At 61.8% G+C, this 23755-nt stretch carries 20 protein-coding genes; 8 read left to right on the top strand and 12 right to left on the bottom strand.

Features of this window, described 5'->3' with window-relative positions; all coding sequences use genetic code 11:
- Nucleotides 1–29 precede the first annotated feature (29 nt).
- The 3 genes from hisD (at nucleotide 30) to ACTRWK_RS13475 (ending at nucleotide 2370) form a co-directional block, all read left to right on the top strand.
- Entirely contained in the window at nucleotides 30–1331 is a 1302-nt protein-coding gene (gene hisD / locus ACTRWK_RS13465) for a histidinol dehydrogenase (protein ID WP_289081471.1), read from the top strand.
- 94 nt (nucleotides 1332–1425) lie between these two features.
- On the top strand, nucleotides 1426–1905 hold the full coding sequence (locus tag ACTRWK_RS13470; protein ID WP_009826222.1) for a UPF0262 family protein: 480 nt from the start codon (nucleotides 1426–1428) through the stop codon (nucleotides 1903–1905).
- Nucleotides 1906–2370 (top strand): arsenate-mycothiol transferase ArsC, encoded by a 465-nt coding sequence (locus ACTRWK_RS13475; protein ID WP_005851897.1) that lies wholly within the window; start codon nucleotides 1906–1908, stop codon nucleotides 2368–2370. It begins immediately after the preceding gene.
- 35 nt (nucleotides 2371–2405) lie between these two features.
- On the opposite strand, the gene ACTRWK_RS13480 is transcribed toward ACTRWK_RS13475, so the two are convergent.
- Both ACTRWK_RS13480 and ACTRWK_RS13485 read right to left on the bottom strand, forming a co-directional pair.
- Entirely contained in the window at nucleotides 2406–2765 is a 360-nt protein-coding gene (locus tag ACTRWK_RS13480) for a hypothetical protein (RefSeq protein ID WP_107277672.1), read from the bottom strand.
- A 156-nt stretch (nucleotides 2766–2921) separates the two neighbouring features.
- Nucleotides 2922–4016 (bottom strand): porin, encoded by a 1095-nt coding sequence (locus ACTRWK_RS13485; protein WP_132997040.1) that lies wholly within the window; start codon nucleotides 4014–4016, stop codon nucleotides 2922–2924.
- A 355-nt stretch (nucleotides 4017–4371) separates the two neighbouring features.
- Between ACTRWK_RS13485 and lepA the strand changes: the two genes are divergently transcribed.
- Nucleotides 4372–6171, top strand: a complete 1800-nt coding sequence (gene lepA, locus ACTRWK_RS13490; RefSeq protein WP_005851903.1) for a translation elongation factor 4 — start codon at nucleotides 4372–4374, stop codon at nucleotides 6169–6171.
- Nucleotides 6172–6230: 59 nt separating this feature from the next.
- Here the strand turns inward: lepA and ACTRWK_RS13495 are convergent, their stop codons facing one another.
- From ACTRWK_RS13495 to ACTRWK_RS13520, 6 genes are read right to left on the bottom strand one after another with little or no spacing between them, the layout of a single operon-like run.
- Nucleotides 6231–6980, bottom strand: a complete 750-nt coding sequence (locus tag ACTRWK_RS13495) for a polysaccharide deacetylase family protein (protein WP_289081472.1) — start codon at nucleotides 6978–6980, stop codon at nucleotides 6231–6233.
- Nucleotides 6977–8116, bottom strand: a complete 1140-nt coding sequence (locus tag ACTRWK_RS13500; protein WP_289081473.1) for a glycosyltransferase family protein — start codon at nucleotides 8114–8116, stop codon at nucleotides 6977–6979. Before ACTRWK_RS13500 ends, ACTRWK_RS13495 begins: the two co-directional genes overlap by 4 nt.
- Nucleotides 8113–8694 (bottom strand): histidine phosphatase family protein, encoded by a 582-nt coding sequence (locus tag ACTRWK_RS13505; RefSeq protein ID WP_289081474.1) that lies wholly within the window; start codon nucleotides 8692–8694, stop codon nucleotides 8113–8115. The genes ACTRWK_RS13500 and ACTRWK_RS13505 overlap by 4 nt, the downstream gene beginning before the upstream one ends.
- Complete coding sequence (locus tag ACTRWK_RS13510; protein ID WP_353935655.1) at nucleotides 8691–9767, bottom strand: glycosyltransferase family 4 protein; 1077 nt, start codon at nucleotides 9765–9767, stop codon at nucleotides 8691–8693. Before ACTRWK_RS13510 ends, ACTRWK_RS13505 begins: the two co-directional genes overlap by 4 nt.
- Nucleotides 9767–11014, bottom strand: a complete 1248-nt coding sequence (locus tag ACTRWK_RS13515) for a glycosyltransferase family 4 protein (protein ID WP_289081476.1) — start codon at nucleotides 11012–11014, stop codon at nucleotides 9767–9769. Before ACTRWK_RS13515 ends, ACTRWK_RS13510 begins: the two co-directional genes overlap by 1 nt.
- Nucleotides 11011–12216 (bottom strand): glycosyltransferase family protein, encoded by a 1206-nt coding sequence (locus ACTRWK_RS13520; RefSeq protein ID WP_289081477.1) that lies wholly within the window; start codon nucleotides 12214–12216, stop codon nucleotides 11011–11013. The genes ACTRWK_RS13515 and ACTRWK_RS13520 overlap by 4 nt, the downstream gene beginning before the upstream one ends.
- Nucleotides 12217–12627: 411 nt before the next feature.
- Here ACTRWK_RS13520 and ACTRWK_RS13525 point away from each other — a divergent pair, with 411 nt between their 5' ends.
- Together ACTRWK_RS13525 and ACTRWK_RS13530 are read left to right on the top strand one after the other, a co-directional pair.
- Nucleotides 12628–15060, top strand: a complete 2433-nt coding sequence (locus ACTRWK_RS13525; RefSeq protein ID WP_289081478.1) for a mechanosensitive ion channel family protein — start codon at nucleotides 12628–12630, stop codon at nucleotides 15058–15060.
- Between the two features lie 79 nt (nucleotides 15061–15139).
- Nucleotides 15140–15910: an MBL fold metallo-hydrolase gene (locus ACTRWK_RS13530; RefSeq protein ID WP_037963512.1), complete on the top strand. Its 771-nt coding sequence runs from the start codon at nucleotides 15140–15142 to the stop codon at nucleotides 15908–15910.
- A gap of 73 nt (nucleotides 15911–15983) precedes the next feature.
- Here ACTRWK_RS13530 and ACTRWK_RS13535 read toward each other — a convergent pair whose 3' ends face one another.
- From ACTRWK_RS13535 to ACTRWK_RS13550, 4 genes are read right to left on the bottom strand one after another with little or no spacing between them, the layout of a single operon-like run.
- The gene (locus ACTRWK_RS13535) at nucleotides 15984–17138 is read right to left on the bottom strand and encodes an ABC transporter permease (RefSeq protein ID WP_289081479.1); all 1155 of its coding nucleotides are present in this window, start codon (nucleotides 17136–17138) and stop codon (nucleotides 15984–15986) included.
- A complete protein-coding gene (locus tag ACTRWK_RS13540; protein ID WP_005851921.1) occupies nucleotides 17135–18163 on the bottom strand; it encodes an ABC transporter permease in 1029 nt (342 codons plus the stop codon). Before ACTRWK_RS13540 ends, ACTRWK_RS13535 begins: the two co-directional genes overlap by 4 nt.
- Nucleotides 18160–20085 carry an ABC transporter substrate-binding protein gene (locus ACTRWK_RS13545; RefSeq protein ID WP_037943561.1) on the bottom strand — a complete coding sequence of 642 codons (1926 nt, stop codon included), beginning with the start codon at nucleotides 20083–20085 and terminating at the stop codon, nucleotides 18160–18162. Before ACTRWK_RS13545 ends, ACTRWK_RS13540 begins: the two co-directional genes overlap by 4 nt.
- Nucleotides 20078–21853, bottom strand: coding sequence for an ABC transporter ATP-binding protein (locus tag ACTRWK_RS13550; RefSeq protein WP_037943563.1), 1776 nt, complete (start codon nucleotides 21851–21853; stop codon nucleotides 20078–20080). Before ACTRWK_RS13550 ends, ACTRWK_RS13545 begins: the two co-directional genes overlap by 8 nt.
- 160 nt (nucleotides 21854–22013) lie before the next feature.
- Between ACTRWK_RS13550 and ACTRWK_RS13555 the strand changes: the two genes are divergently transcribed.
- Nucleotides 22014–22508 carry a class I SAM-dependent methyltransferase gene (locus ACTRWK_RS13555; RefSeq protein ID WP_037943565.1) on the top strand — a complete coding sequence of 165 codons (495 nt, stop codon included), beginning with the start codon at nucleotides 22014–22016 and terminating at the stop codon, nucleotides 22506–22508.
- A gap of 165 nt (nucleotides 22509–22673) precedes the next feature.
- Nucleotides 22674–23729 carry a C4-dicarboxylate TRAP transporter substrate-binding protein gene (locus ACTRWK_RS13560; RefSeq protein WP_037943567.1) on the top strand — a complete coding sequence of 352 codons (1056 nt, stop codon included), beginning with the start codon at nucleotides 22674–22676 and terminating at the stop codon, nucleotides 23727–23729.
- Nucleotides 23730–23755: the final 26 nt, after the last annotated feature.

Below are 23755 nucleotides of genomic sequence, written 5' to 3' on the forward strand. Positions count from 1 at the left end.
AGCCCATTGCACGTTGCAAAGGACATCCGATGCCCCAATTCCTAGACTTCGATCAGCCTGATTTCGAACAGGCGTTCACCGCGCTGCTTTCTGCCAAACGTGAAGACAGCCCCGATGTGGACGACACGGTGGCCGAGATCATCTCCCAGGTGCGGTCCAAAGGCGATGCCGCTGTGATCGAGCTGACCCAGAAGTTCGACCGCATCGCGCTGACCCCAGACACCCTGCGCATCACCGCTGCTGAAGTCCACGCCGCGGTTGCCGAAGTCTCGGACGCGGATCGCACAGCGCTTGAACTCGCTGCGGCGCGTATCCGTGCCTATCACGAACGGCAGCTGCCCGAAGATGCGCAGTGGCAGGACGACGTCGGTGCCACGCTTGGCTGGCGGTGGAGCGCGGTATCCGCCGCAGGGCTTTATGTGCCCGGTGGTCTGGCAAGCTATCCTTCCTCTGTCTTGATGAACGCGATCCCGGCCAAGGTCGCGGGGGTAGAACGGCTTGCGATGGTCGTGCCCACGCCGGACGGGGTGCTGAACCCGCTGGTGTTGCTGGCTGCGCGGCTGGCGGGCGTTGACGAGATTTACCGCATCGGTGGGGCGCAGGCGGTGGCGGCGCTGGCCTATGGTACCGACACAATCCCCCCCGTCGACAAGATCACCGGCCCCGGCAATGCCTATGTCGCTGCCGCGAAACGGCGGGTGTTTGGCAAGGTGGGCATCGACATGATCGCGGGCCCGTCCGAGATTCTCGTGATCGCGGATGGCGACAACGATGCTGACTGGATCGCCCTTGATCTGCTCAGCCAGGCCGAGCACGACGAAAGCGCCCAATCGATCCTGATCACCACGGACAAGGCCTTTGGCCGCGCGGTGTCGGATGCTGTGGATGCGCGGTTGGAAACGCTGGAACGGCGCGCGATTGCGGGCACCAGCTGGCGCGAGAACGGGGCAATCATTACCGTGCCGGATCTGGCGACAGCCGCCAAGCTGAGCAACCGTATCGCACCTGAACACCTTGAACTTTGTGTCGCGGATGTGGATGCGCTGAGTGCGCAGATCACCCACGCGGGGGCGATCTTCCTTGGTCAATGGACGCCCGAGGCGATTGGCGATTACGTTGGCGGGCCGAACCACGTGCTGCCCACGGCACGCTCTGCACGGTTTTCCAGCGGGCTGTCGGTGCTGGACTTTATGAAGCGCACGACACTGGCACGGATGACGCCGGACGCGCTGCGCGCGATCGGCCCGTCGGCGGAACGTCTGGCGCGATCCGAAAGCCTTGAGGCGCACGGTCTGTCGGTCACCGCAAGGCTGCGCAAACTGAACGACTGACGCAACGGCCCTTTGCCCGGCCCGCCGATGTCAATTGTAGAACCCCGCCGCCCGGTCTAAGGTCGGCGGGATAGACACTAAATGAGACGTCCCCATGTCCCGGATCACGCATATCGCGCTTGACGACGCGAACCTGCCCCCGCCCACGCCCGAGATAGAGCAAGAGCGCAAGGTCGCCATGTTTGATCTGCTGGAGGACAATGTTTTTACCCTGCCGTCGCGCGATGATCGCCCGGTGCCACAAGGGCCGTACCATCTGGGCCTGTCGATCCGTGACAAACGGCTGGTGTTTGATGTGAACACCGAAAGCGCTGAAAAGGCGGCGGAATTCCATCTGTCGCTGGGGCCGTTCCGGCAAGTTGTCAAAGACTATTTCCAGATTTGCGAATCCTATTTCGAGGCGGTCAAGAAATCCGCCCCCTCGCAGATCGAGACCATCGATATGGCACGGCGCGGGATCCACAACGAAGGGTCTCGGGTGTTGCAAGAGCGGCTTGAAGGCAAGGCCGAGATCGATACAGATACGGCCCGCCGCCTGTTCACCCTCATCTGCGTTCTGCACTACGGCGGCTAGATGACCCAGAAACTGCCCCAATCGGTGCTGTTTTGCTGCGATCACAACGCGGTGCGGTCGCCTATGGCCGAAGGGTTGATGAAAAAGTTCTACGGCACGGGCACCTATGTGCAATCCGTCGGCGTGATGAACGATCTGGAAATCGACGGTTTCTCTATCGCGGTGTGCCAAGAGCTGGACGTGGAACTATCCCGCCACCGGTCCCGCAGTTTCGACGAGATGGAGAATTGGGGCGATGATCTGAGCTCTTTCGATCTGATCATCGCGCTGAGCCCCGCCAGCCAACGCCGCGCGCTGGAACTGACGCGGTTTTATCATCTGACTGTGGAATATTGGCCGATCCTCGACCCGACAGGGTTGGGGGAAACGCGCGATGCCAAGATCGCGCAATACCGCGCCGCCCGTGATCAGATCAAAGACCGTCTGATTGACCGTTTCGGCCCGCCTTCGCGGCCACAGATCTAGGGCAGGGGCGTGCCCCTGCCGCCGGTGTCACGGTCTTAGGTGGCGCTGCACAGGGTCGATGCTGTCTGGCCATAGGCTTTCCATACAGCCCAGAAATCATTGTCGCTTTTGCGGTCGGACTGGCGCGCCTCTTGCAGGCTGTGAGGGTCCGAGAAAACGCGTACGCCACGGCGCTGTTCTGACGAAGAAAGCTCTTTGTCGGCAACGGCTTGGATACAGCCGCAGCGCGCCGCGCTCGCCTGTTTGCGCCCCGATTTCATGCAGGCGTTGTGGATCGGCCCGGTGGCGAACAAGACAGCGCCCCGGCCAAAGCCGCCGCTGGGGTTATAGCCGCGCGGTCCGCCGCAAGCGGCCAGCGTGCCAACAACACAGATCATCGTGAAAAGTCGTACCATCGTTTTGCCTCATCTCTCGGACGCCGGGTTGATCCCGAGGCTGCCCTAACTGCTGCTGGCATTTATGCCGGAAAACTGCAGATTGAGCAATTCACGATTGGGGGCGCAAAACGGAAATGCCTTTGCCCGAACAGGTCGGGCAAAGGCGTGTGTTGCTTAGAACTTCCAGCGCGCACCAACGAAGGTCACGTCCAGATCCTGATAGGAGGCCGACGGATCGTCGAAGTCATAGGTGCGGTGTGTTGCGTAAAGCTCGGTGTTGTACGCGTCGAGGCGCTGAACAACGGCGACACCCACGGAAGAGGTGCTGGACCCTGCGACGACAAAGTCGTTCCCGTCGTAGTAATCAACGGAGAAGGATGTCGAACCCGCCGCGATGTAATCACGGGTGATGCCCGCTTTGATGTAGGCGTAGTCTGCGTCACCCGCAACGCGGCGACCTGCGGAAACCGCGAGGTTCAGACCGGTTGGTTGGTGCAGAACAGCGGCGGAGCCCATGACCAGATCGTTGCTGGTGTCGCGGAACGAATAGCCCAAGCGCGCGTCGACCGAATAGTCACCGTAGTCTTGAACGTAGCGTGTGCCGACATCGGTGTAGTCGTTGTCATCGCCCGAGCTCAGGACTTCCTGACCGTAGGAAACCGATGCGGAGAAGCCGTTGAACACAGGTGTGTCATAGCGCACGCGGAAACGGCGGCTGCCGTCGAAAGAGCTGTTGGTGCCCCCGATTGTAACGGTCGACAGGGTGCCATCCGCGAAACGCAGTTGCTGGCTGCCCGCGATGTCGCTGATGCCCACATAGGCGGCAACACCGGTGCCCGAGAAGTCAGCTTCGGCCGAGCCATCTGTCGATGTGCTGCCTTGACCAAACGAGAAGATACCCGCGTTTGGCGTGCGGTATGTCAGGTCCAGTTTGCGCAGTTCGGTGCGGTGGTAGTCGAAATCCAGGCTGTCGTCGTCGCCATTGATGGCGGAGGACCCGGTCAGGCCAAGGCCTGCTTCGAAGGTCAGACGCAGTTCGGACCCGTTTTGCAGCGCTTGGGTCATGGTCAGACCAACACGGCTGTTGGAGTTGTCGTTGTCGATAAACGTGGTGTTTGTGTCTTCACCATCGTCAACGCTCAGAACGCCAAAGTTCAGTTGGCCGTAAACGTCCCAGACGGGGCCTTCTTGGGCCTGTGCCAGCGCGGGAAGCGACGCCAGACCAAGGGCTGCAACGGTCACTGTGCCAAGCGAGTGTTTCATCTTCATCTCAAAATTCCTTATTCGCCCGATCTGCAAGAGTGCAGACCATTTGAGAAGGCCGATCTAACGCCGCCGCCCGCGGGATAAAACCATAAGGCAGCCATACGAAATGCCGGTGTTGCAACATTGCTAAAGGGGGCGGTACCGCGCAGTACTGCCAAGCGCCTTGATATATTGGCGTTGGCGGCGGTATGCGGTTTCTGCATGGCAGGTGACCGCGAAAAAATCGCATCCCCCCTTTGACGTTTGCGATCAGAATGCAGGTAAATCCGCCGACGCGCGTCAAATGCCCTAAGGATCAAGGGGAACAGGCGATCCAGCCCATTGACCAGCGCTTGAATCCGCACCATATCCTTGCCTCATGACACCACTTTCACATATCCGCAATTTCTCCATCGTCGCGCACATCGATCATGGTAAATCCACGCTCGCCGATCGCCTGATCCAAGAGACGAACACCGTTTCCCTGCGCGATATGAAAGCGCAGATGCTCGACTCGATGGATATCGAGCGCGAGCGCGGGATCACGATCAAGGCCCAGACGGTGCGGATCAACTACACCGCCCAGAACGGCGAGGAATATATCCTCAACCTGATCGACACCCCCGGGCACGTCGACTTTGCCTACGAGGTCTCTCGCTCCATGCGCGCGGTCGAAGGATCGCTGCTGGTCGTGGACAGCACCCAAGGCGTAGAGGCGCAGACGCTCGCCAACGTGTATCACGCGATTGATGCGGATCACGAGATCGTGCCGGTTCTCAACAAGATCGACCTGCCTGCGTCCGACTGCGACCGCGTGGCGGAACAGATCGAGGATGTGATCGGGATCGATGCTTCCGAAGCGATCCGTGTTTCAGCCAAGACAGGTCAGGGCATTGTCGAAACGCTTGAAGCCATCGTGCATAAGCTGCCCGCACCAAAGGGCACGCAGGACGCGCCGTTGAAGGCGATGCTGGTCGATTCATGGTACGACAGCTATCTGGGCGTCATCGTTCTGGTGCGGATCATGGATGGTCAGCTGAAAAAAGGCGACCGTATCCGCATGATGCAGAACGGGTCGGTGCACCATGTTGACCGTATCGGCGTTTTCCGCCCCGCCATGACCGAGATCGACAGCCTCAACCCCGGCGAGATCGGGTTTCTGACCGCATCGATCAAACAGGTCCGCGACACACGGGTCGGGGATACAATCACGCATGAGAAAAAGGGCACCGAAACCCCGCTGCCGGGCTTTAAGCCAGCGCAGCCCGTGGTGTTCTGTGGTCTGTTCCCAGTGGACGCCGCCGAGTTCGAAGACTTGCGCGACAGTATCGAAAAGCTGGCGCTGAACGACGCGTCTTTCAGCTTCGAGATGGAAACATCCGCCGCCCTGGGTTTCGGTTTCCGCTGCGGTTTCCTTGGCCTGCTGCACCTTGAAGTCATTCGTGACCGGATCGAGCGCGAGTATGACATCGACCTGATCACCACCGCGCCGTCGGTTATCTATGACATCCACATGAAAGACGGCACGGTCGAGCAGTTGCACAACCCCGCTGACATGCCCGACCTGACCTTCGTGGACCACATCGAAGAACCCCGCATCAAGGCGACCATCCTTGTACCGGATGAATATCTTGGTGACGTGCTCAAGCTGTGTCAGGACCGTCGCGGCATCCAGATGGACCTGACCTATGCGGGCAGCCGCGCGATGGTTGTCTATGATCTGCCGCTGAACGAAGTGGTTTTCGACTTCTATGACCGGTTAAAGTCTGTGACCAAGGGCTATGCCTCGTTTGACTATCAGATGATCGGCTACCGTCAGGATGCGCTGGTCAAGATGTCTATTCTGGTTAACGACGAACCTGTCGATGCGCTCAGCACTATGGTGCACCGCGACCGTGCCGAAATGCGCGGCCGTGCCATGGTTGAAAAGCTTAAAGATCTGATCCCGCGTCACATGTTCAAGATCCCTATTCAGGCGGCCATCGGCGGCAAGGTGATCGCGCGCGAAACCCTATCGGCGATGCGCAAGGATGTGACCGCGAAATGCTACGGCGGCGACGCCTCGCGGAAACGCAAGCTGTTGGATAAACAGAAGGCGGGTAAGAAGAAAATGCGCCAGTTCGGCAAGGTCGACATCCCGCAAGAGGCATTTATCTCTGCCTTGAAGATGGACAGCTAAGACGATTATTCCAAAAGGGGCGCTTCATGCGCCCCTTTTCGTTGGAACGACACCAAAGGTCAGGGCAGCCTTGTCATCTGTGCAGGCACCGCCCCACCGTCCAGCAGCCGCGCCAGACAAGCGTGGGTGAACCCCCAGATATCTTCGTCGTGCACCAGATGGTGGGTCAAAAACCCCAAGGGTTCCTGCGGGTCCGTCAGCCCTTTGCGGCGGTCCTGCAGCAGTTTGGTGATATCCGCAATCAGCGTGTCCGGTGGCACAAGGCTGCGGGTGCCGCGCCAGAAAATCGGATCGATATGGGTGTTGATCTGCACCAACCCCGGGGCGGCAATCCGGTTATTCCGCGGCAGATAGGTCGACACCCCGACATAGCCTGCGTCTGCCAGCACCGGCAGCAACCCATCGTCCAACCGGTTCCACGGCGGCACAAAGATCGGCAGCAGGTCGTCGCCAAACAGCTGTTGCATCCGGTTCAGCGCTTGGGCAAGCTCGTGGGCCGCATCGGGGCGTGGGTGCCCGAACTCTGCCTTTTTCGCCCCGTCGGGCGCGTGGCTGATATGCTGCCAGCCATGCACCAGCGGACGGATCAGCGGACGGTCCTTGCTATAGGCGGCAAGCGCGGGTTCTGCATGTTTAGGGATCACGGCGATATGCACGGGCAGGGACAGATCCTCGGCCAGTGCGGCAAGGCGATCCAGCGCGGGGGTTGGGGCGATGGCATCATCATCGCGCCACCAGATCGGCAGGTGCAATCCCTCTGCGCGCCATATTGCAAGCTCGGCGTCAAGAGCGGTCCAATCCACGGTCATTGCGTGCCCTTTCGCATCGCCTCGGTCAGGGTGACCGTCCTCGCGGCCCCATCAAACCCGTCTGTCTGCGCAGGTCGGGTCGGGGCGGCGTGCAGAGTTGCCAAGGCGGATAGCAACCTGGCCGGTGTCAGATCAGCGCTGCGCAGCACCTCGATCCCCGGTAGCGCGGACAGCGCATCGGCGCGCAGCCCTTGTTCCACCTCGTTGCCGGCGTCAAAGGGCACAAACAGCGCCCGCACCCCGCTTTGCAGCACATCCAGCGCGGTATTGTAGCCGCACAAAGAGACAGAGGCGGCGGCGTTATACAGCATCTGGCGGAATTCGGGGCGCGCCGGTTCAATCACAACATTCGCGGGGGCATCCTGCATCAGCGCGGCGCTGCGTGCGGCCGCATCCTGCCCCCCTAGCAGCAAGCGCCAGACCCGCCCCGCATCACGCGCGGCCGCGGCGCGGCAGGTGTCGAACACATGCGCGCCCACATCGCCGCCCCCTGCGCTGACGATAATCTCGCCCGCGCCAAGCCGGTCGGGATGGGGGCTGGCGGGGGGCGGTGCAACGAAACCGGTATAGCGCAGTTTGCCCTGCATCGCGTCCGACACCGGCCAACTGAGCGAGAGCGGCGTCACGGCCTCGTCCGCATGGACCAGCACCGCATCGTAATACTGCGCGACCAGATCATCGGCCAGCTGCGCCTTGGCGGGTTTGGATGGCGGCGCGAGGATATCGCGTACCGATGCGCAGATCAGTGGGCGCGTGGGCAGGGCATCTGCGGTATCAAGCAGGGCCAGGAACTCCGCCTTGAGGGTGCGGCGCCCAAAGGGGAACAGTTCGGTGATCAGCAGATCGGGGGCGCGGGTCTGGATGTGGGCGATCAGCATCTCGCGCCGCGCTGCCTTCAACGCTTCAGAGGCAAGCGTGCCGTGTTCATCCAGCAGCCGCGCGAAATCCACACCGTCAGAGCGCAGCGGCGGCAGTTGCACCACGTCAACGCCGTCGCTGTTCAACTGCGGTGCGGGCATCCCGCCCGAGACGACCTGCACATCATGCCCCGCCGCCCCATAGGCGCGGCCAAGGGTCAAGGCGCGGGACAGATGGCCGGTGCCCAGCAGATGTGTGACGACGATGCTGACCTTCATAAGCGCGGCTCCAGTCGGATGGGATCAGGCTGGGCGGCCCAGCCCTTGGGTGAAATATCTAACAGATATAAGCGGTTGCGCTTGATCTGAAAGGGGGCGGGGCCAGCGAAACCCCAGCCGGTCGCATGGGCCAGCAAAACACGCATCACGCCGATATGGCAGACGGCGACAGTGTCGCGCGTCAAGCCGTTGGCCCAAGGGATCAGCCGTTCGCGCAGGCTGTCGGGGCTTTCGCCGCCGGGTGGGGTGTAGCCCCAGCCCCAATCCTCGATATCGCGGAACCCGCTGGCGGGGTCTGCCTTAAGGTCTACGCCGTGCAGCCCTTCCCACTTGCCCCAGTCCATCTCCATCAGCGCGGGCGCGGTTTTCGGCGCGCGGTCTGCGACCAGTCGGGCGGTTTCAGCGGCGCGGGACAGGGGGCTCGACACAAGATCGGCACGGTCCCAAGGCGCGGGCAATGCCAGCGCCGCCAGACCGGCACGGGCGTCATCATCCAGCGGGATATCCGTGCGCCCTTGAATGCGGCCCGCACGGTTCCAGCCTGTATGCCCGTGGCGGAGCAGGGCAAGCCGGATCACGGGCGCACCCCGCAGCTTTCCAACCCCGCCAGCAAGGTCGCGGTGGCAGTGGGAAGCAGATGATGTTGCGCAACAAAATCGCGGGCGGCTTGGGCGCGTGTGTGGCGTAGGGTTGTATCCGACAGCAGGCCTGTGATCTGTGCGGCAAGCGGCGCGGTGCCGCTTTCCGGCGCGGGATAGGAGGCAGGGGCCAGCACATCGCGCACGCCGGGGCGGTCTTGGGCTACGACGGGCAGGCCCGCGGCCTGCGCCTCCAGATAGGCGAGGCCAAAGGCTTCGTTCACCCCGGGCCAGAACAGCAGCGATGCATGGCGATAGGCGGCGGCCATGGCGGTCGCATCAAGCTCCCCAAGAAACCGAACCGCATCGCCAAAGGGGGCCATCATCGTCTCTATCTCGGTGCGGGCGGGGCCGTCACCCGCGATATCCAACCGCCAGCTGTCTGTTGGCAGCAGCGCCAGCGTCTCCGCGATGATCTGATACGAGGCACGTTTGTCCCCGTCGCGCAGCATGCCGACCGCCAGCATCGGGCCATCCAGCGCGGACGGCAGAGGCAAAGCGTCCTGTGCGAGAAACGGCGGCAGATGCACCAGCCGCTGCCCCGCGGTCTGATCGCGGCGCAGCGTTTCGGCATCGCGGTGTGTGAGGTAAAAGATCACATCCGCCGCGTCGCTTGCGGCCTCGGCAGCTTGGGCGAAACCGGCCCACGGGCCTGTCAGCCGTTTGCGCGCGCGGCTGGATTCGACCAGCAGATAGGGGATGCCAAGGGCGCGGGCAACGGCGGGGCCGATCAGGTCGGGGGCCTTGTAATAGTTATGATAGGTGATCCACGCCTGCCAGCATTCGGTACGACCGCGGGCGATGGCTTGGGTCACTTCGGTCTTCGCAGCATTGAACAGCATGGCCTGCGCCGCGCTGTCGCCCGCCCCGTCGCGGCTACGCAGGGTGCTGGCGACTGTGACGGTCGCGCCCCCCCGCTGCAGGGCAGTCATCAACCCACGCGCCATCGCCCGATCCCCCGAGGGTACCGGATGATCAGGCGACTTTAACGGAGCGTAGAACGCAAGCCGCATCAGCCGCCCTGTGCCAGCATGGCCGTCAGCCGTTTGTGTAGCTGGCGAATGCCGGGGGCCATGGTGAACTCTGCATGCAGGCGGTCGTGGGCGGCTTCGGCCAGCCGAGGGCCAAGCGATGGATCCTCCGCAAAACGCTGCATCGCCTCGGCAAGGGCGGCGGGGGCATCGTCGCTTAGCACGCCGGTGGTGCCGCTGGTGATGAACTCGGGGATGGCGGATACGGGCGTGCTGAGCAGCGGAAGCTTCTGGCTTGCCGCTTCCATCAGCACATTGGGCAGCCCGTCGCGGTCGCCGTCCTTGGCAATGCGCGAGGGCAGCACGAACAGATCGGCGGCACGCATGGCCGCGATCACCTCTGGCTGGTCGCAGGCCCCGCGCCAAGTGATCCGGTCGTTGATCCCGTGCATTTCTGCGCGTGCTTTCATCGGTTCCGACAGGTCCCCGCCGCCGATATGGGTCCAGTGCCAGTCAAACTCATTCGGCAGCAGCGCCAGCGCGTCGATCAGGTTATCAAAGCCCTTTTTCTCGACCATGCGCCCGACAGACATCATCTGGAACGGGTCGCTTTTGGCGCGTTGGACCCGGGTTGGCGGTTCGGGGAAACGCGCCAGATCCAGCCCGTGATAGACCAGATCAATCCGGCCCGGGGCGGAGGTAAGACTGCGCAGATGTTGCGCGTTAAAGTCCGTGCAGGTGGCACCAAAGGCGGCACCGTGGCTGGCGGGGTCCAGCTTTTCGCGCAACTCCCATTCGGGCGAGGTCCAGATGTCCTTGGCGTGGGCAGAAAAGCTCCACGGTAGTCCGCGCAGGATCGCGGCATAGCGCGCGACCGAGGACGGGGTGTGCAGGAAATGCGCATAGATGCCGCGGGTCTCGGCGGGAAGCTCATGTGCCATGACGCAGGCCTGACCAAAGCGGCGACGGCGGTTAGGGGTGTCATCGCGGGCAAGGTCTTGTTGGAAAACCTCCCATGCCGCGTCGTAACCGGGCATGGCTTTCGCGGCCTCTTGTGCTGCGGCCACACGCTCGGGATCGTCGCGCAGGTATTCCGGCAAATAGCGCACGCGCGCTTGCAGTCGGTCGTGCAACGGGTGGGTTTTCGTATCGGTCGGGTGGCGCAGCGACCAGATGTCGAACCGCAGACCGGCTTCTTCAAGGGCGACAAGTTCTTGTGCGATGAAGGTCTCGGACAGGCGGGGCCAGCCTTTGACTACAATGGCGAGGGGGGCGGGGTTGTCGGTCATGCGCCACCGCCCATCAGGGCGCGGCCCCGTTCAACCACCACGTCAAGCCCGTCCAGCAGCCCGTCTGCACCGGCTTGCGAGGGTTTGTTCTGATGCGGCAGGTTGCGGATTGCGGCGATCATCGCCTGCGGTGTCATGCCATCACGGGTTTCTTCCAACATGCGGACAAGCCCCAGCTCTTCGGCGCGGCTGGCACGGATCCATTGTTCCAACCGGGGCACGGTGCGCGGCACGATGACGGCGCGTTTGTCAAAAGAAAGCACCTCGCAGAAGGTGTTGTAACCGCCCATGCAAACCACGCCTTCAGCCCCGACATAAAGCTGTTCGATCCGGCTATCAAAGCCAAGCGCGGTCACCCGTCCGCCCAGCTTGGCCACCCGCGCGTCAAAGGCGTCGCGGACGTCGCCGGACAGGAAGGGGCCGTAGATCAGCTTGGCATTTGGCGTCAGGTCGGGGTCTTGCTCGTAGGCGTCCAGCACCAGTGACACCATCGCGGCACCGTCCCCGCCGCCGCCGGGGGTAATCAGCACATAGGGCTCTTCGGCGGGGGGCGTTTCGTCCGGGGCCTCGCGGCGCAGGTAGCCGGTCCAATGCATCCGATCGTGGGCCGCCTGCGACAGGGGCAGCCCCTTGGTCGGGTCATAGACATCGCGCATGCCGTAGACCCAAATCTCGTCATAATATTTCTCGGTCGCTTCAACCGCGCCCTTGCGTTCCCATTCGGCGGCCAGCACCTCGGGTTCATCCAGCACGTCGCGCAGGCCCAGCACGACTTTGGTGGTGCCATGTTCGCGCAGCCAGTTAAGGCTGGGCAGCAGTTCCCCGCGAAAGCCCGTCGGCTCTTTATCCACGATCAGCAGATCGGGGGTGTATTCCTCGATCGCGGTGCGGATCAGACCGGCCCGCAGGGAGGTGACCTCGTCGATATCAAGGCCAAGCGTTTGCGCCACATAGCTGCCGTCGGCCAGCTTCGTCACGCCGGGTAGGCGGATGTGGTCGACGCCTTTGGGAAAGGTGAAACGCCCCGCGACGGGCGATCCGGTCAGGATGATGGCCGAGGCATCTTCGTCGCCGTCCATCAAGGCGGCAGCCAGTGCGCGCGACCGCCGTAAGTGGCCCAATCCAAAGGTGTCGTGGCTATAGAAAAGCACCCGCCGCGCTGGTTTGCCATTGCGGGCGTTGTTCGAGACCGTTTGGCGCATGGGCCGATCCTAACTTAGTCAAATATCCTTGGCCGCACCTATCAGTCTGGCGGCTAGAAAGCGTTTATTGTCGAAGGCAGGTGAACCCGTCCCGCCCGATGCACCCAGAAACCGAATACACTCACATCACCTTGGTCTGCCGGTCGAACAGTCCAATAAGAATACCTTAGGCATCTATGGTGAACATGTCATGCATTTCAGCACCTTCCGCCATCGCCGCCCCTGAATGGGCTGCGAAAACCGGCGTTTGAGGGGGCCAAGCCCGTGGCAAGATGCGGCACGTGTCATATTCGGCGTCCTTCGCGGTTCATCGTCAGGGGGAGTAGGTGGGGCCGGGGGGTAAAGATTGCAATGGCACGGGGGGCGCCTTAGCGTCTCAAGACTGCGCCCCAAGGCCATGAGCGAGGACATATGCGGCATTTCATCTTCACCCTTCTTTTGTCGCTGTGGGTCTTGCCCTTTGCCAACGCCGCGACGGCGCAAGGAGTTCTGTCCCTTTTGCCAACAGCGCAGGAAACTGCCGTCAGCGATGCAGAAGGCGATGCCGCGCGACTGCAAGAGGTCATCAGACAAGCCGCTGAAAGCGGGGTGAGCGTGGTGGTGGTCGATAGCGCGGGCCAGTTGTTGAACCAGCCCGCATCTGCCCAACCGGCCGAGGGCGACCAGCAAGAGGCGGCGCTGGCCAAGGAAACCTCTGCGCTGATGCACCTGCAAGAACGGGGCAACCAGTTCCGCACTGCCTTGATCGAACGCATCGTTCAGTTGCCCGACGCGATCAACGAGGTGATCTATATCCTGCGGGCCGCCAGCCCGGACGGCACGCTTTGGGCCTTTGGTGAGACGCTGCTGGTGGCGCTCGCGCTGTTTGCCGTCGGGGCCGTGGTCGAGGTAGAGCTGTTCGGCAAGCGAATGGCACGCGGCTTCGTCACCGCCAAAGTGCAGGCGAACCCCGTTGGCTATACCGAAAAGATGCCGTTTCTGGTGTTTCGGTTCTTCATGGGGGTCATCGGCGTTCTGGTGTCGATGGTGGTGGCCTATATTCTGGGCGCGCTGCTGTTTGGACCGCTTGAAGACACGGCGATCCAGTTCACTGTCACGCTGATCAACATCGGCTATTTCGTCTGTCGCGTGGCCGCGGGCCTGTGGCGGATGATCCTGTCACCCTTCCTGTCGCAATACCGCATCCCTGTGTTCAGCGACCGCGACGCCAAACGCCTGCACCGCTGGCTGTGGATGATGGCAAGCCTTGATACCGTCGCGATCCTGTTCGGTATCTGGATCGCTGAACTCGGGCTGAACTATGATGTCTATGCCTTCATCGCCTCCCTGATGTCGGCGGCGATCGTCGTGGCGAATATTCTGATGATCTGGGTCAACCGCCGCCCCATTTCAAACGCGCTGCGCCAGGGCAAGCCCGCGTCGGAAAGCAGCGCCGTGGGGCGTTTTATGTCGCGGGCCTGGGCACCGCTGGTGGTGGCCTACGCGATTTTTGCCTGGTTCGAACTGACCTATGATCTGGTGCTCGAGAACCCAAGCTCCGTGCCTCTGATCGCGGGGGCCTATGGTATTCTGGTGTCGATCATCGTGGTCTACGGTGTGATCAACTATGCTATTGAACGCGGCTTTGCCCGCGCGCGCATGATGCGCCGCCTGAACGAGCTGCGCCGCGAGAAGCGCGCTGATGCCGCCCTGGACGAGGATGCGCCCGAGGCCGCCGGCACAGCGCAAACGGATGATACCATGTCGCTGGACGAGGCTGACCGACAGGCGGCAATGGTGCCACGCCAAAGTCTCACCAGCTTTGAAGGTCTGGCGCGGCGCGTAGCCGGTATCCTCGCCTTTGTTACGGGGGCCTATGCGTTCTTCTATATCTGGGACACAGAGGCAACGTTGATGGTCGAAAGCCACGCGGACAAGCTGCTGGACGTGATGGTGATCCTGTTTATCGGCTACGTCGTCTATCACGCCTTCCGCATCTGGATCGACAGCAAGATCGAGGCCGAAACCGCCGACCAGCCCGAGGCGGAACTGGGCGACGAAGGCAGCGGCGCGTCCTCTGCCAGCCGGTTGGCAACGCTGCTGCCGCTGTTTCGCAACTTTGTCCTGATCGTTCTGATCGTGACCATCGCCCTCATCGTGTTGATGGAATTCGGGATCAATGTCGGCCCGCTGTTCGCCGGTGCGGGGATCGTCGGTGTTGCCGTCGGCTTTGGCAGTCAGGCACTGGTGCGCGATATCTTTGCCGGCGCGTTCTTTCTGTTCGACGATGCCTTCCGCAAGGGGGAATACCTTGATGTGGGCGGCGTGAAGGGCACGGTCGAGAAAATCTCGGTCCGGTCGTTCCAGCTGCGCCACCATCTGGGCGCGCTGCACACCATTCCCTTTGGCGAGCTGCAGGTGATGACCAACTACAGCCGCGACTGGGTGATCATGAAGCTGCCGTTGCGGGTGACCTATGACACCGATGTCGAACGCGTTCGCAAGTTGATCAAAAAGCTCGGCATCGCGCTGCTGGATGATCCGGTGATCGGCGACAACTTTATCCAGCCGCTGAAATCGCAGGGCGTGATTGAAATGCAGGATTCCGCCATGATCATCCGGGTCAAGTTCATGACCAAACCGGGGGATCAATGGCTGGTGCGCAAGAAGGTCTATGAGGAAATCCGAGCCTTGTTCGAGCGCGAAGGAATCCGTTTTGCCCATCGGGAGGTCACTGTGCGTCTGGCCGACGGCAAGGTCAAAGACCTGAGCGACGAGGAACGCGATGCGGTGACCGCAGCGGCGCAGGCATCGCTGGAAGAAGAGGCACAAACCGGGCCGGAACCGGGCGGGGACGACCGATAGCCGCGTCTCGCGCAGTTGTGACATTGAAACGACGGCGGCGGGCGCTAGCATCATTGTCACCTGCAACAGGAGATTTCCCATGAAACAGTCCAGACGCCAATTCCTGACGACCACCGTCGCCACCGCCGGGGTTGTGACGCTACTGCCTTATGCCGCGCAAGCCGCGGCTCACGGCGGTAATATGTTCCCCATGACCGGCGGCGAGGTCAAAGTGCACCCCATCGACCACGCGTCCTTTGTGATGGAGACGCCAGCCGGCGTGATCTACTGCGATCCCGTGGGCGAGGTCGCCAACTACAGCGATTTTGCCACCCCCGATCTGATCCTGATCACCCACGAGCACGGCGATCACTATAACGCCGAAACACTGGCCGGTGTGGTGGGCGAAAACACGCAGATCCTTACCAATCCTGCGGTCTACGACATGCTGCCCGAGGCGTTGAAGGCCAAGGCGAATGCACTGGCCAATGGCGAGCAGGCGATGTTCAACGAGGTCTCGATCGAGGCGATCCCCGCCTATAACACCACCGAAGAACGCAAGCAGTTCCACCCGCAGGGGCGTGACAACGGCTATATCGTGAACCTCAGCGATTTCCGCGTGTATATCTCGGGCGATACCGAAGCGACGCCGGAGATGCTGGCGCTAGAGAATATCGATCTGGCGTTTGTCTGTATGAACCTGCCGTTTACCATGGACGCGACCTCGGCCGCGGCTGCGGTGTCGACGTTCAAACCCTCTTTCGTCTACCCCTACCATTACCGTGGGCGCGACGACGGCACGCAAGATCCCGCCGCCTTTGCCGCCATGGTCGGCGAGGGGATCGAAGTCAAAATGGGCGACTGGTACTGATCCGGCGCAGCGGGGGGCCAGCCCCCCGCACCCCCCGGGATTTAGACCATTCGGAACTGAAGGCCCCAGCGGGTCAGGATTTATACGGATCAAGACTTGCGCGCAGACCATCGCCCAGGAAGTTGAACGCCAGCACCACGACGATGATCGGCAGCATGGGAATGGCGGTCCACCAGTAGATCTCGATGCTCGCCAGATTTTGCGCGTCATTCAGCATGACGCCCCAGCTGACCGCGGGCGCGCGTAGGCCCAACCCGAGGAAGCTAAGCGCGGTTTCCCCAAGGATCATCGCCGGGATCGACAGGGTTGCGCTGGCGATCAGATGCGACATGAAATTCGGCAACAGGTGTTTGCGGATCACCCGTGCGGGCGACGCGCCCATCATCTCGGCCGCTTTGACGTATTCCTCTTCACGCAGGCTCAGGAATTTTGACCGCACCGCCCGCGCCAGCCCAGGCCAGTCCAGAATCCCGAGGATGATCGAGATGATAAAGAACACCGACACCGGCCCCCAGTTCGATGGCACCGCCGCCGAAAGCGCCAGCCAGAGCGGGAGCTCTGGCAAGGACCGCAAGATCTCGATCGCGCGGTTGACCAGCCAGTCGGTCTTGCCGCCGAAGTAGCCGGCCAGCGATCCAAAGAAGATCCCCAGCACAAAGCTGACCGTGATGCCGATCAACCCCACCGTCAAGGACAGCTGCGCGCCATAGAGGATGCGGCTGAACACATCGCGCCCCAACCGATCCGATCCCCAGAGAAACACCGTCGCCCCGTCAGGCGCGCAGAACAGGTGGGTGTCGCTGGGGATGACAGCAAAGAGGTGGTAGGTTTCACCCTTACAAAAATACTCAATCTTGCGCGGGTTGCTGGTATCGGTGTCGTATTCCCAGCGGAAATTCACCAGATCCGCAGTGCCCGTCGTCTCGTAGACAAAGGGGCCGATGAAACTGCCCTCGTGCCAAAGGTTGATGCTTTGGGGGGGCGCGTAGATGTGTTCGGCGTTGCGCTCGTTTGGTGTGTAGGGCGCGATGAACCCCGCCACTGGCAGGATCAGATAGCAGAAGGCCAGAAACAGCCCGGATACCAGCGCCAGCTTGTGCCGCCGGAACTTGCGCCACATCAGCCGCGCGACAGAGGCGTCCATCTCGGCCCGCTCAAGCGCGGAAAGATCGGCGTCGTCGGTCCAGGGGGTGGTGTCGACAAAGCGGTTGTCCGGCTGGATGCTCATGAGCTGCGTGCCCCGTAACGGATGCGCGGATCAAGCAGGACCAGCAGCATGTCAGAGATCATCGTGCCGATCAGCGTCAGCAGGGCCACGAACATCAGGATGAACGCCGCGAGGAACTGGTCTTGGGACTTCAGCGCCACCAGCAGATAGGGCCCGATGGTTTGCAGGCCCAGCACCACCGATACCAGCACAGAGCCCGACACCATCGCAGGCAGCAGGTTCCCGATATCCGCGACAAAGGGGTTGAAAGCCACGCGCAGCGGGTATTTCGACAGCAGACGCGCGGGGCCCATACCCTTGGCCTTGGCGGTTTCCACATAGGGTTTATCAAGCTCGTCGAGCATATTCGCCCGCAACCGCTGCATCATCGCGGCGGCTCCGGCGGTGCCGATCACGAAGGTCGGAACGATCAGGTGCAGCAGGACCGAGCGTACTTTCTCCCAAGACATGGGCTGGCCCTCAAGCTCGGGGGCCATAAGCCCGCCAATCGGCAGGTCAAAGTATTTATGGCCATAGTAAAACAGGATCAGTGCCAGCAGGAAGTTCGGTGTCGCGAGCCCGAGGTAGCCCAGAAAGCCAGCGGTATAATCGACCCAGGTCTCGGATTTGGCTGCGGCGAGCACGCCAAGCGGCAAGGCGATAAGATAAACGAATAATACGGCGGCGAGATTGACCAGCACCGTCATCCATAGCGCATCGCCGACGATTTCGCCCACGGGGCGGTCAAACTCGAACGACCAGCCGAAATTGCCTTGGATCAACCCGGCAAACCCCTGCGGCCCCGGCACCATGCCGACCCAGATCAGGTATTGCTTCCAGATCGGTTCATCCAGCGCGTATTCGTGGCGCAGAAACTCGGCCTTGGCGACGCCTTCGGCCTGACCCGTGGCGCGCAACTCGGCGATCTGGTTCGACAGATAGTCGCCGGGTGGCAGGTTGATGATGACGAAGACCAGAAGCGAGACCACCCAGAGGGTCAGTAGCATGGTGATGAAACGCCACACGGCGTATCGGAGGAAGATCATCGGCTTACCTGCACATGGGGGTCTTGGAAGTAGAATTCGTCGATGCGGTGAATGCCGAAATGTGCGCCGGGATCAAAGGCCCAGATTCCATGCTCCGGTACATTCATCAGATCGTTTGAGACGACGACGGGTTGCGGGGCCTCGGCCAGCACGCCGATGGCGAATTGCTGTTCGGCGTGGATGGCGAGCATCCGCTTCCAGATGTCTTCGCGCACCTGTGGGTCGTCGGTGTGGTTCCAGTCATTCGCCAGCAGCATCAGCCGTTTCGCGGGCTGCATATCAGGGGGCGACCCGGCCTGTCCAACTGTTTGGTAGTATTGGCCCCACATCGGCCAGGCAAAGAATTCCTGATTGGTGGGCGCCAGATAGGACGGAGAGGTCGACGGCCCCGGAAGCCCGTTGTCCCAGCCGAACCAGACCGAGGCCATGGTCCGCCCTGCATAGATCCGGTTGCGCAGGATATCGCGGTCCAGCGGGCGCATGATCAGGCGGATGCCCAGATCACGCCATGTGTCCGCGATGATCGCCAGCGCGTTTTCTTCCTCGCTGCGTTCGCCGGCGGTTTCGATCACGAATTCCATCGGGCGGCCATCGGGAAGCTTGCGGAGCCCTGCGGGGGTGCGGTCTGTCAGACCCATATCATCCAACAGCGCGTTGGCATGGGCGAGGTTCATCATGGACCACGCATGTGTGTTGTCGTCGTTGTAAAGCGCGCTTTGCGACAGGGCGGACATGCCACCTTCGCTGGCGAGGCCGAAATAGAGCGCGCGGTTGATCATGCGTCGATCGATGCCGAGGCTCAGGGCGCGGCGAAAACGCACGTCGCGCATGACCTCGCGCCACACGGGGTCGGCGAAATTCAGGTTGGGATAGATGGCGATCTGGCTGGCGGCACCGTTGGCCCAAAGCAGGGTGCGGTATTTGCCGCCGTCCGCCTCGCCTTTCTTGAGGATCGCGACATCGGGGAAATCGAGCCCGCGCGCCTGCAGGTCGACCTCGCCCGCGTTGGCCTTGGCCGCGATCAGCCCACCGCCGACCACGGTCATCTGCACCACATCGATATAGGGCAGCTGCACGCCCCGGCTGTCGATACGGTGGAAATAGGGGTTACGCACAAAGAGCTTGCGCGAGCTGTCCTTGTCCGAGGAGTTGATCCACGGCTGCAGGGTCGGCAGCGCGGGGTTGTCGAACTTGTACATATTGTCGCGCTTGTTGTGCAGCGCGGCCCAGCTTTTGACCCGCGCGGCTTTGACCTTTTCGACCAGCGCATCGGGATCGGCGAACTTCTTATGGAACTGCGACAGGTAGTGGGCGGGGCGATAGATGAACGGTGGGCTTGCTTGCGCCAACAGCGGCAGGAAGTTCGGATTGGGAATCTGCCATTCGAACACGACCGTATGTTCATCGGGGAAGGTGACCTTTCCCATGCGGTTGTCCACGATCATGAAATCCGGCGGCCCGCTGGGGGTGATGTCCGGGTCGTTGGCAACATTTTCCCACCAGTAACGGAAATCATCCGAGGTAAAGGGCATGCCGTCCGACCAGCGGTGACCGGGGCGCAGGTGAAGCGTGAATTTGCGTCCTTCTTCCACGTCCACCGCCGCGAGGATATCGGGGGCAAGCGTGTAGTCAGGCTGATACCCTACCAGCCGCGCATAGCCGTAGACGACCATCTGCCGCACGTCCTTGGTGCGCGAGATCAACGTGCGTAGCGTACCGCCCTGACGCCCAAAGCTGCGGCCCTTGGCTTCGAGGTCGACGACCAGCGGCTCTGACGGGATGCGGTCCTGCACGTGGGGCAGGCTGCCGGCGTTGACCTCTTGCGCCCAAAAGCTGCTTTCTTGCAGCACGGGGCCGTCGCTATGCGCGGCAAGGGGCGCGAAGGCGAGGGTCGCGGCGAGGGCAAGGAGGAACTTACGCATGACAACGTACCTTATGGCCGGGCTCAAGCTCGCGCAGGGCGGGGGCGTGATGGCCTTCAAAACGGAACTGTTCGGGCCAGAGCGTGGGAGAGCCCGCGCCCTTGGCGACCAGATCAAGATCGATGGGCCGGCTGATGTCGGGTTCGGGCTGTGCCGCGATCAAGGCGCGGGTGTAGGGGTGTTGCGGATTGTAGAACAACGTGTCGGGCGGGGCCTGTTCGACGATCACGCCAGCGCGCATAACCGCGACCTCGTCCGCGATGCGGGCAACGACCGCCAGATCGTGGCTGATGAACAGGTAGCTCAGGTTGGCGCGGTCGCGGATGTCTTCGAGCAGGGTTAGAATTTGCTCTTGGACCGAGACATCCAGCGCCGAGGTGGGTTCGTCGCAGATCAGCAGCTTCGGATCGAGCGTCAGCGCGCGGGCAATGGACAGCCGTTGGCGCTGGCCGCCTGAAAACGCATGCGGGAAACGGCCAAGCATATCAGGGTTCAATCCGACCCACCGCAGCATTTCGGCCGCCTTTTCGCGGCGGTCGCGGGCGGTGCCGATGTTGTGCACCTCCATCGGTTCGGTCAGGGCTTGCTGCACGCGCATCCGCGGGCTGAGCGAGGAATACGGGTCCTGAAACACCATCTGCGCTTGCCGTTGGAATGCGGTGCGTTCAGTGGGCGACAGATCATGCACGGCCAGCGGTGCGGCGGCGGGGTCGGGGCGAAACAGCACTTCGCCGCCGGCATCGGGACGTTCGGCCCCCATGGCGATGCGGGCGCAGGTGGTCTTGCCCGATCCGCTTTCGCCAACAATCGCCAGTGTCTTGCCACGGGGCAGTTGCAGGTCAACGTGCTGGCAGGCGGAGACGGACACCGGCTTGCGCCAGCCGCCCGCCCGCATGGTGTAGGTCTTGGACACGTCGCGCAGATCAAGGATCACATCGTCTGCGGGCTTCGTGGATGCGGGGGCAGGGGCGGCCACGGCGGGGATCATCGGGGCGGCGGCGAAAAGCTTGGCGGTATAGGGGTGGGCAGGGCTGCCCAACACCTCTTGCGCATCGCCCCGTTCCATCACGCGGCCCTTGTTCATCACCACGACACGCTGCGCCATATTCGCCACGACGCCCAGATCATGGGTCACAAGGATCACACCCATACCGGTTTCTGCCTGAAGCGACCGGATCAGCCCGAGCACCTGCGCCTGTGTCGTCACATCCAAGGCGGTCGTCGGTTCGTCTGCGATCAACAGCTCGGGCTTGGCGACCATGGCCATAGCGATCATCGCGCGTTGGCGCATCCCGCCGGACATCTCGAACGGATAGCTTTTCCAGGCGCGCAGGGGATCGACAAAGCCGACCTTCTCAAACTGTTCGATCACGGCACGTTTGGCCGCCCTTCGTCCCATATTGCGGTGCAAGCGCAGCACTTCGGCGACCTGATCGCCAAGCCGGTGCAGCGGCGATAGCGACCGCATCGGCTCTTGAAAGATCATCGAGATGCGATCCCCCCGAATGGCGCGCATCTTCTTTTCGGGGAGGGACAGCAGGTTGACGGCACCCTCGGCCCCGTTGAACCGGATCGACCCGCCGCGCATCTGTGCCGCATCGGGCAGCAGTCGCAAAACCGACCGGCAGGACAGCGTTTTGCCAGACCCGCTTTCGCCCACCAACGCGAGGGTTTCGCCCGCGTTCAACGCAAAGCTGACGCCGTCCACGACCGACGGGCCGTTGCCGAAACCGATCGACAGATCATTTACTTCAAGAAGGGGGGCCATTGTTATCCCAAGCGGGTCAGAGCGATCATTATCTATCGAGTGAAGCCGATAAACACCCAAGCGTCTAGGGGGCAGCGCAAAAACCAAGCGTCAGCGGTACACAAAGGGCGGCGGCGTCCCCATGTTGCATCAGTACGACCCAACCCGAAGGAGAACCGCGATGAGCCGCCTGGACATTTTTATCGACCGTATGGTGTCACAGCGTGCGTGTCTCGACCATGCCGCCGCCCTGACGCAGACAATGACGGGGCCGGTGTTCGAGCTGGGATTGGGCAATGGCCGTACCTTTCACCACATCCGTGAAACGATGCCCGACCGCGATATCTTTGTGTTTGAGCGCGCTGTTGCATCGAATCCCGATAGCACGCCCGAGGACCATCAGCTGATCCTGGGCGATGTGCACGAAACCCTGCCTGCGGCACTGACGCGCTTTGGCGCGAATGCGGCTCTGATTCACGCGGATCTTGGCGGGCATAACCTTGCAAAAAACGATGCTTTCGCGCGTGAAATCTCGCCCTTGGTCGAGCCGTTATTGGCCGTCGGGGGCATCATGGTGTCCAGTGACCGGATGTATTTCGACAATTTGATCGAAATCCCCTTACCACCTGAAGCTGTGGAGGGACGCTGCTTCATGTACCGCCGCGAGAAGTCATGATCTGAATTAAGTACTTGATAAGTATTGGTTAAATGGTGAGCGGCGTCGGTATTCCGGCGCCGCTTTAAGTTTCGCTTGCACGTTCCAAATCCCCTCCCTAGTGTGCGCCCGAGACATAGTGAAACGATGTTTCGCATGGTAAAACAATTCTTGGGAGGGAATTACATGTCCTTTTTGAAAAACCTATCTTTCGCTGCTGCAATGACTGTGGCGGCTTCCGTTGCCGGTGCTGAAACCGTGCTTATCCACGGCGAAGCAGGCCCGAATCGCGGTGCCCGTGCAGATGCGTTGCAGTGGTTCGCCGATCAGGTTGCCGAGCGGTCGGAAAACGATCTGCGCCTCGACATCCAGTGGGGCGGCGCGCTGTTCAAGGCGAATGCGGCCGTACAGTCCATCGGTGACGGTGTGGCAGATATGGGGTCGGTGATCGCGGTGTATTACCCGCAGGAAATGGCCGCCTATGGCATCGCCGATCTGCCCGTAAACAACCCGGACGCCTGGGTCGGTATGCGCGCCACGGACGAGCTGATGCGGTCGAACCCCGCGATTGCCGAAAATCTGGCTGAAAAGAACCTCGTGTACATCGGCACATGGACCACAAGTCAGGTGAACATCGGCTGTAAGGGCGACGCGATCCGTTCGGTTGCAGATATCGCCGGCAAGAAAGTACGCGGCACAGGGGCCTACGGTAAGGTCTTTGGTGACGAAGGCGCGAACATGGTCAACATGTCGATCTATGACGCGTACCAAGGGCTCGACACCGGTCTGATCGATTGTAGCCAAGGGTATTCCTACGCTGTTGCCGCGCTGAAGCAGGCCGAAGTCATGGACAACTACACCCTGTTGAACTGGGGCCAGGTTGGCGGCGTCGGCATCTTCATGAACAAAGACATGTTCGATGCGCTGTCCGAAGATCAGCAAGCTGTGCTGCTGGAAACCGGTGCTGATCTGTCCGATGAATTCGGCCGCATGATCACAACCGCGAACGACAACGCCATTGCCGCGATGAAAGAGCAAGGCGTCGAAGTGTTCGAACTGCCCGCGGAAGAGCGCGCCAAGCTGGTCGAAGGCGGCGAGAAGTATCTGGCTGAGTGGGTCGAGACAGCCAACCGCACCGGTCTGCCGGGCGAGCAACTGCTGGAAGACTACAAGGCGCTGATCGCCAAATACACGCAAGAGCGCGACGAGAACGGTTACCCTTGGGCAGCTGACAACAACTAAACACAAGCTTTGGGAGGAGCAGGGAC

The sequence above is a fragment of the Sulfitobacter sp. G5_S2_6_S6 genome (assembly GCF_054968505.1).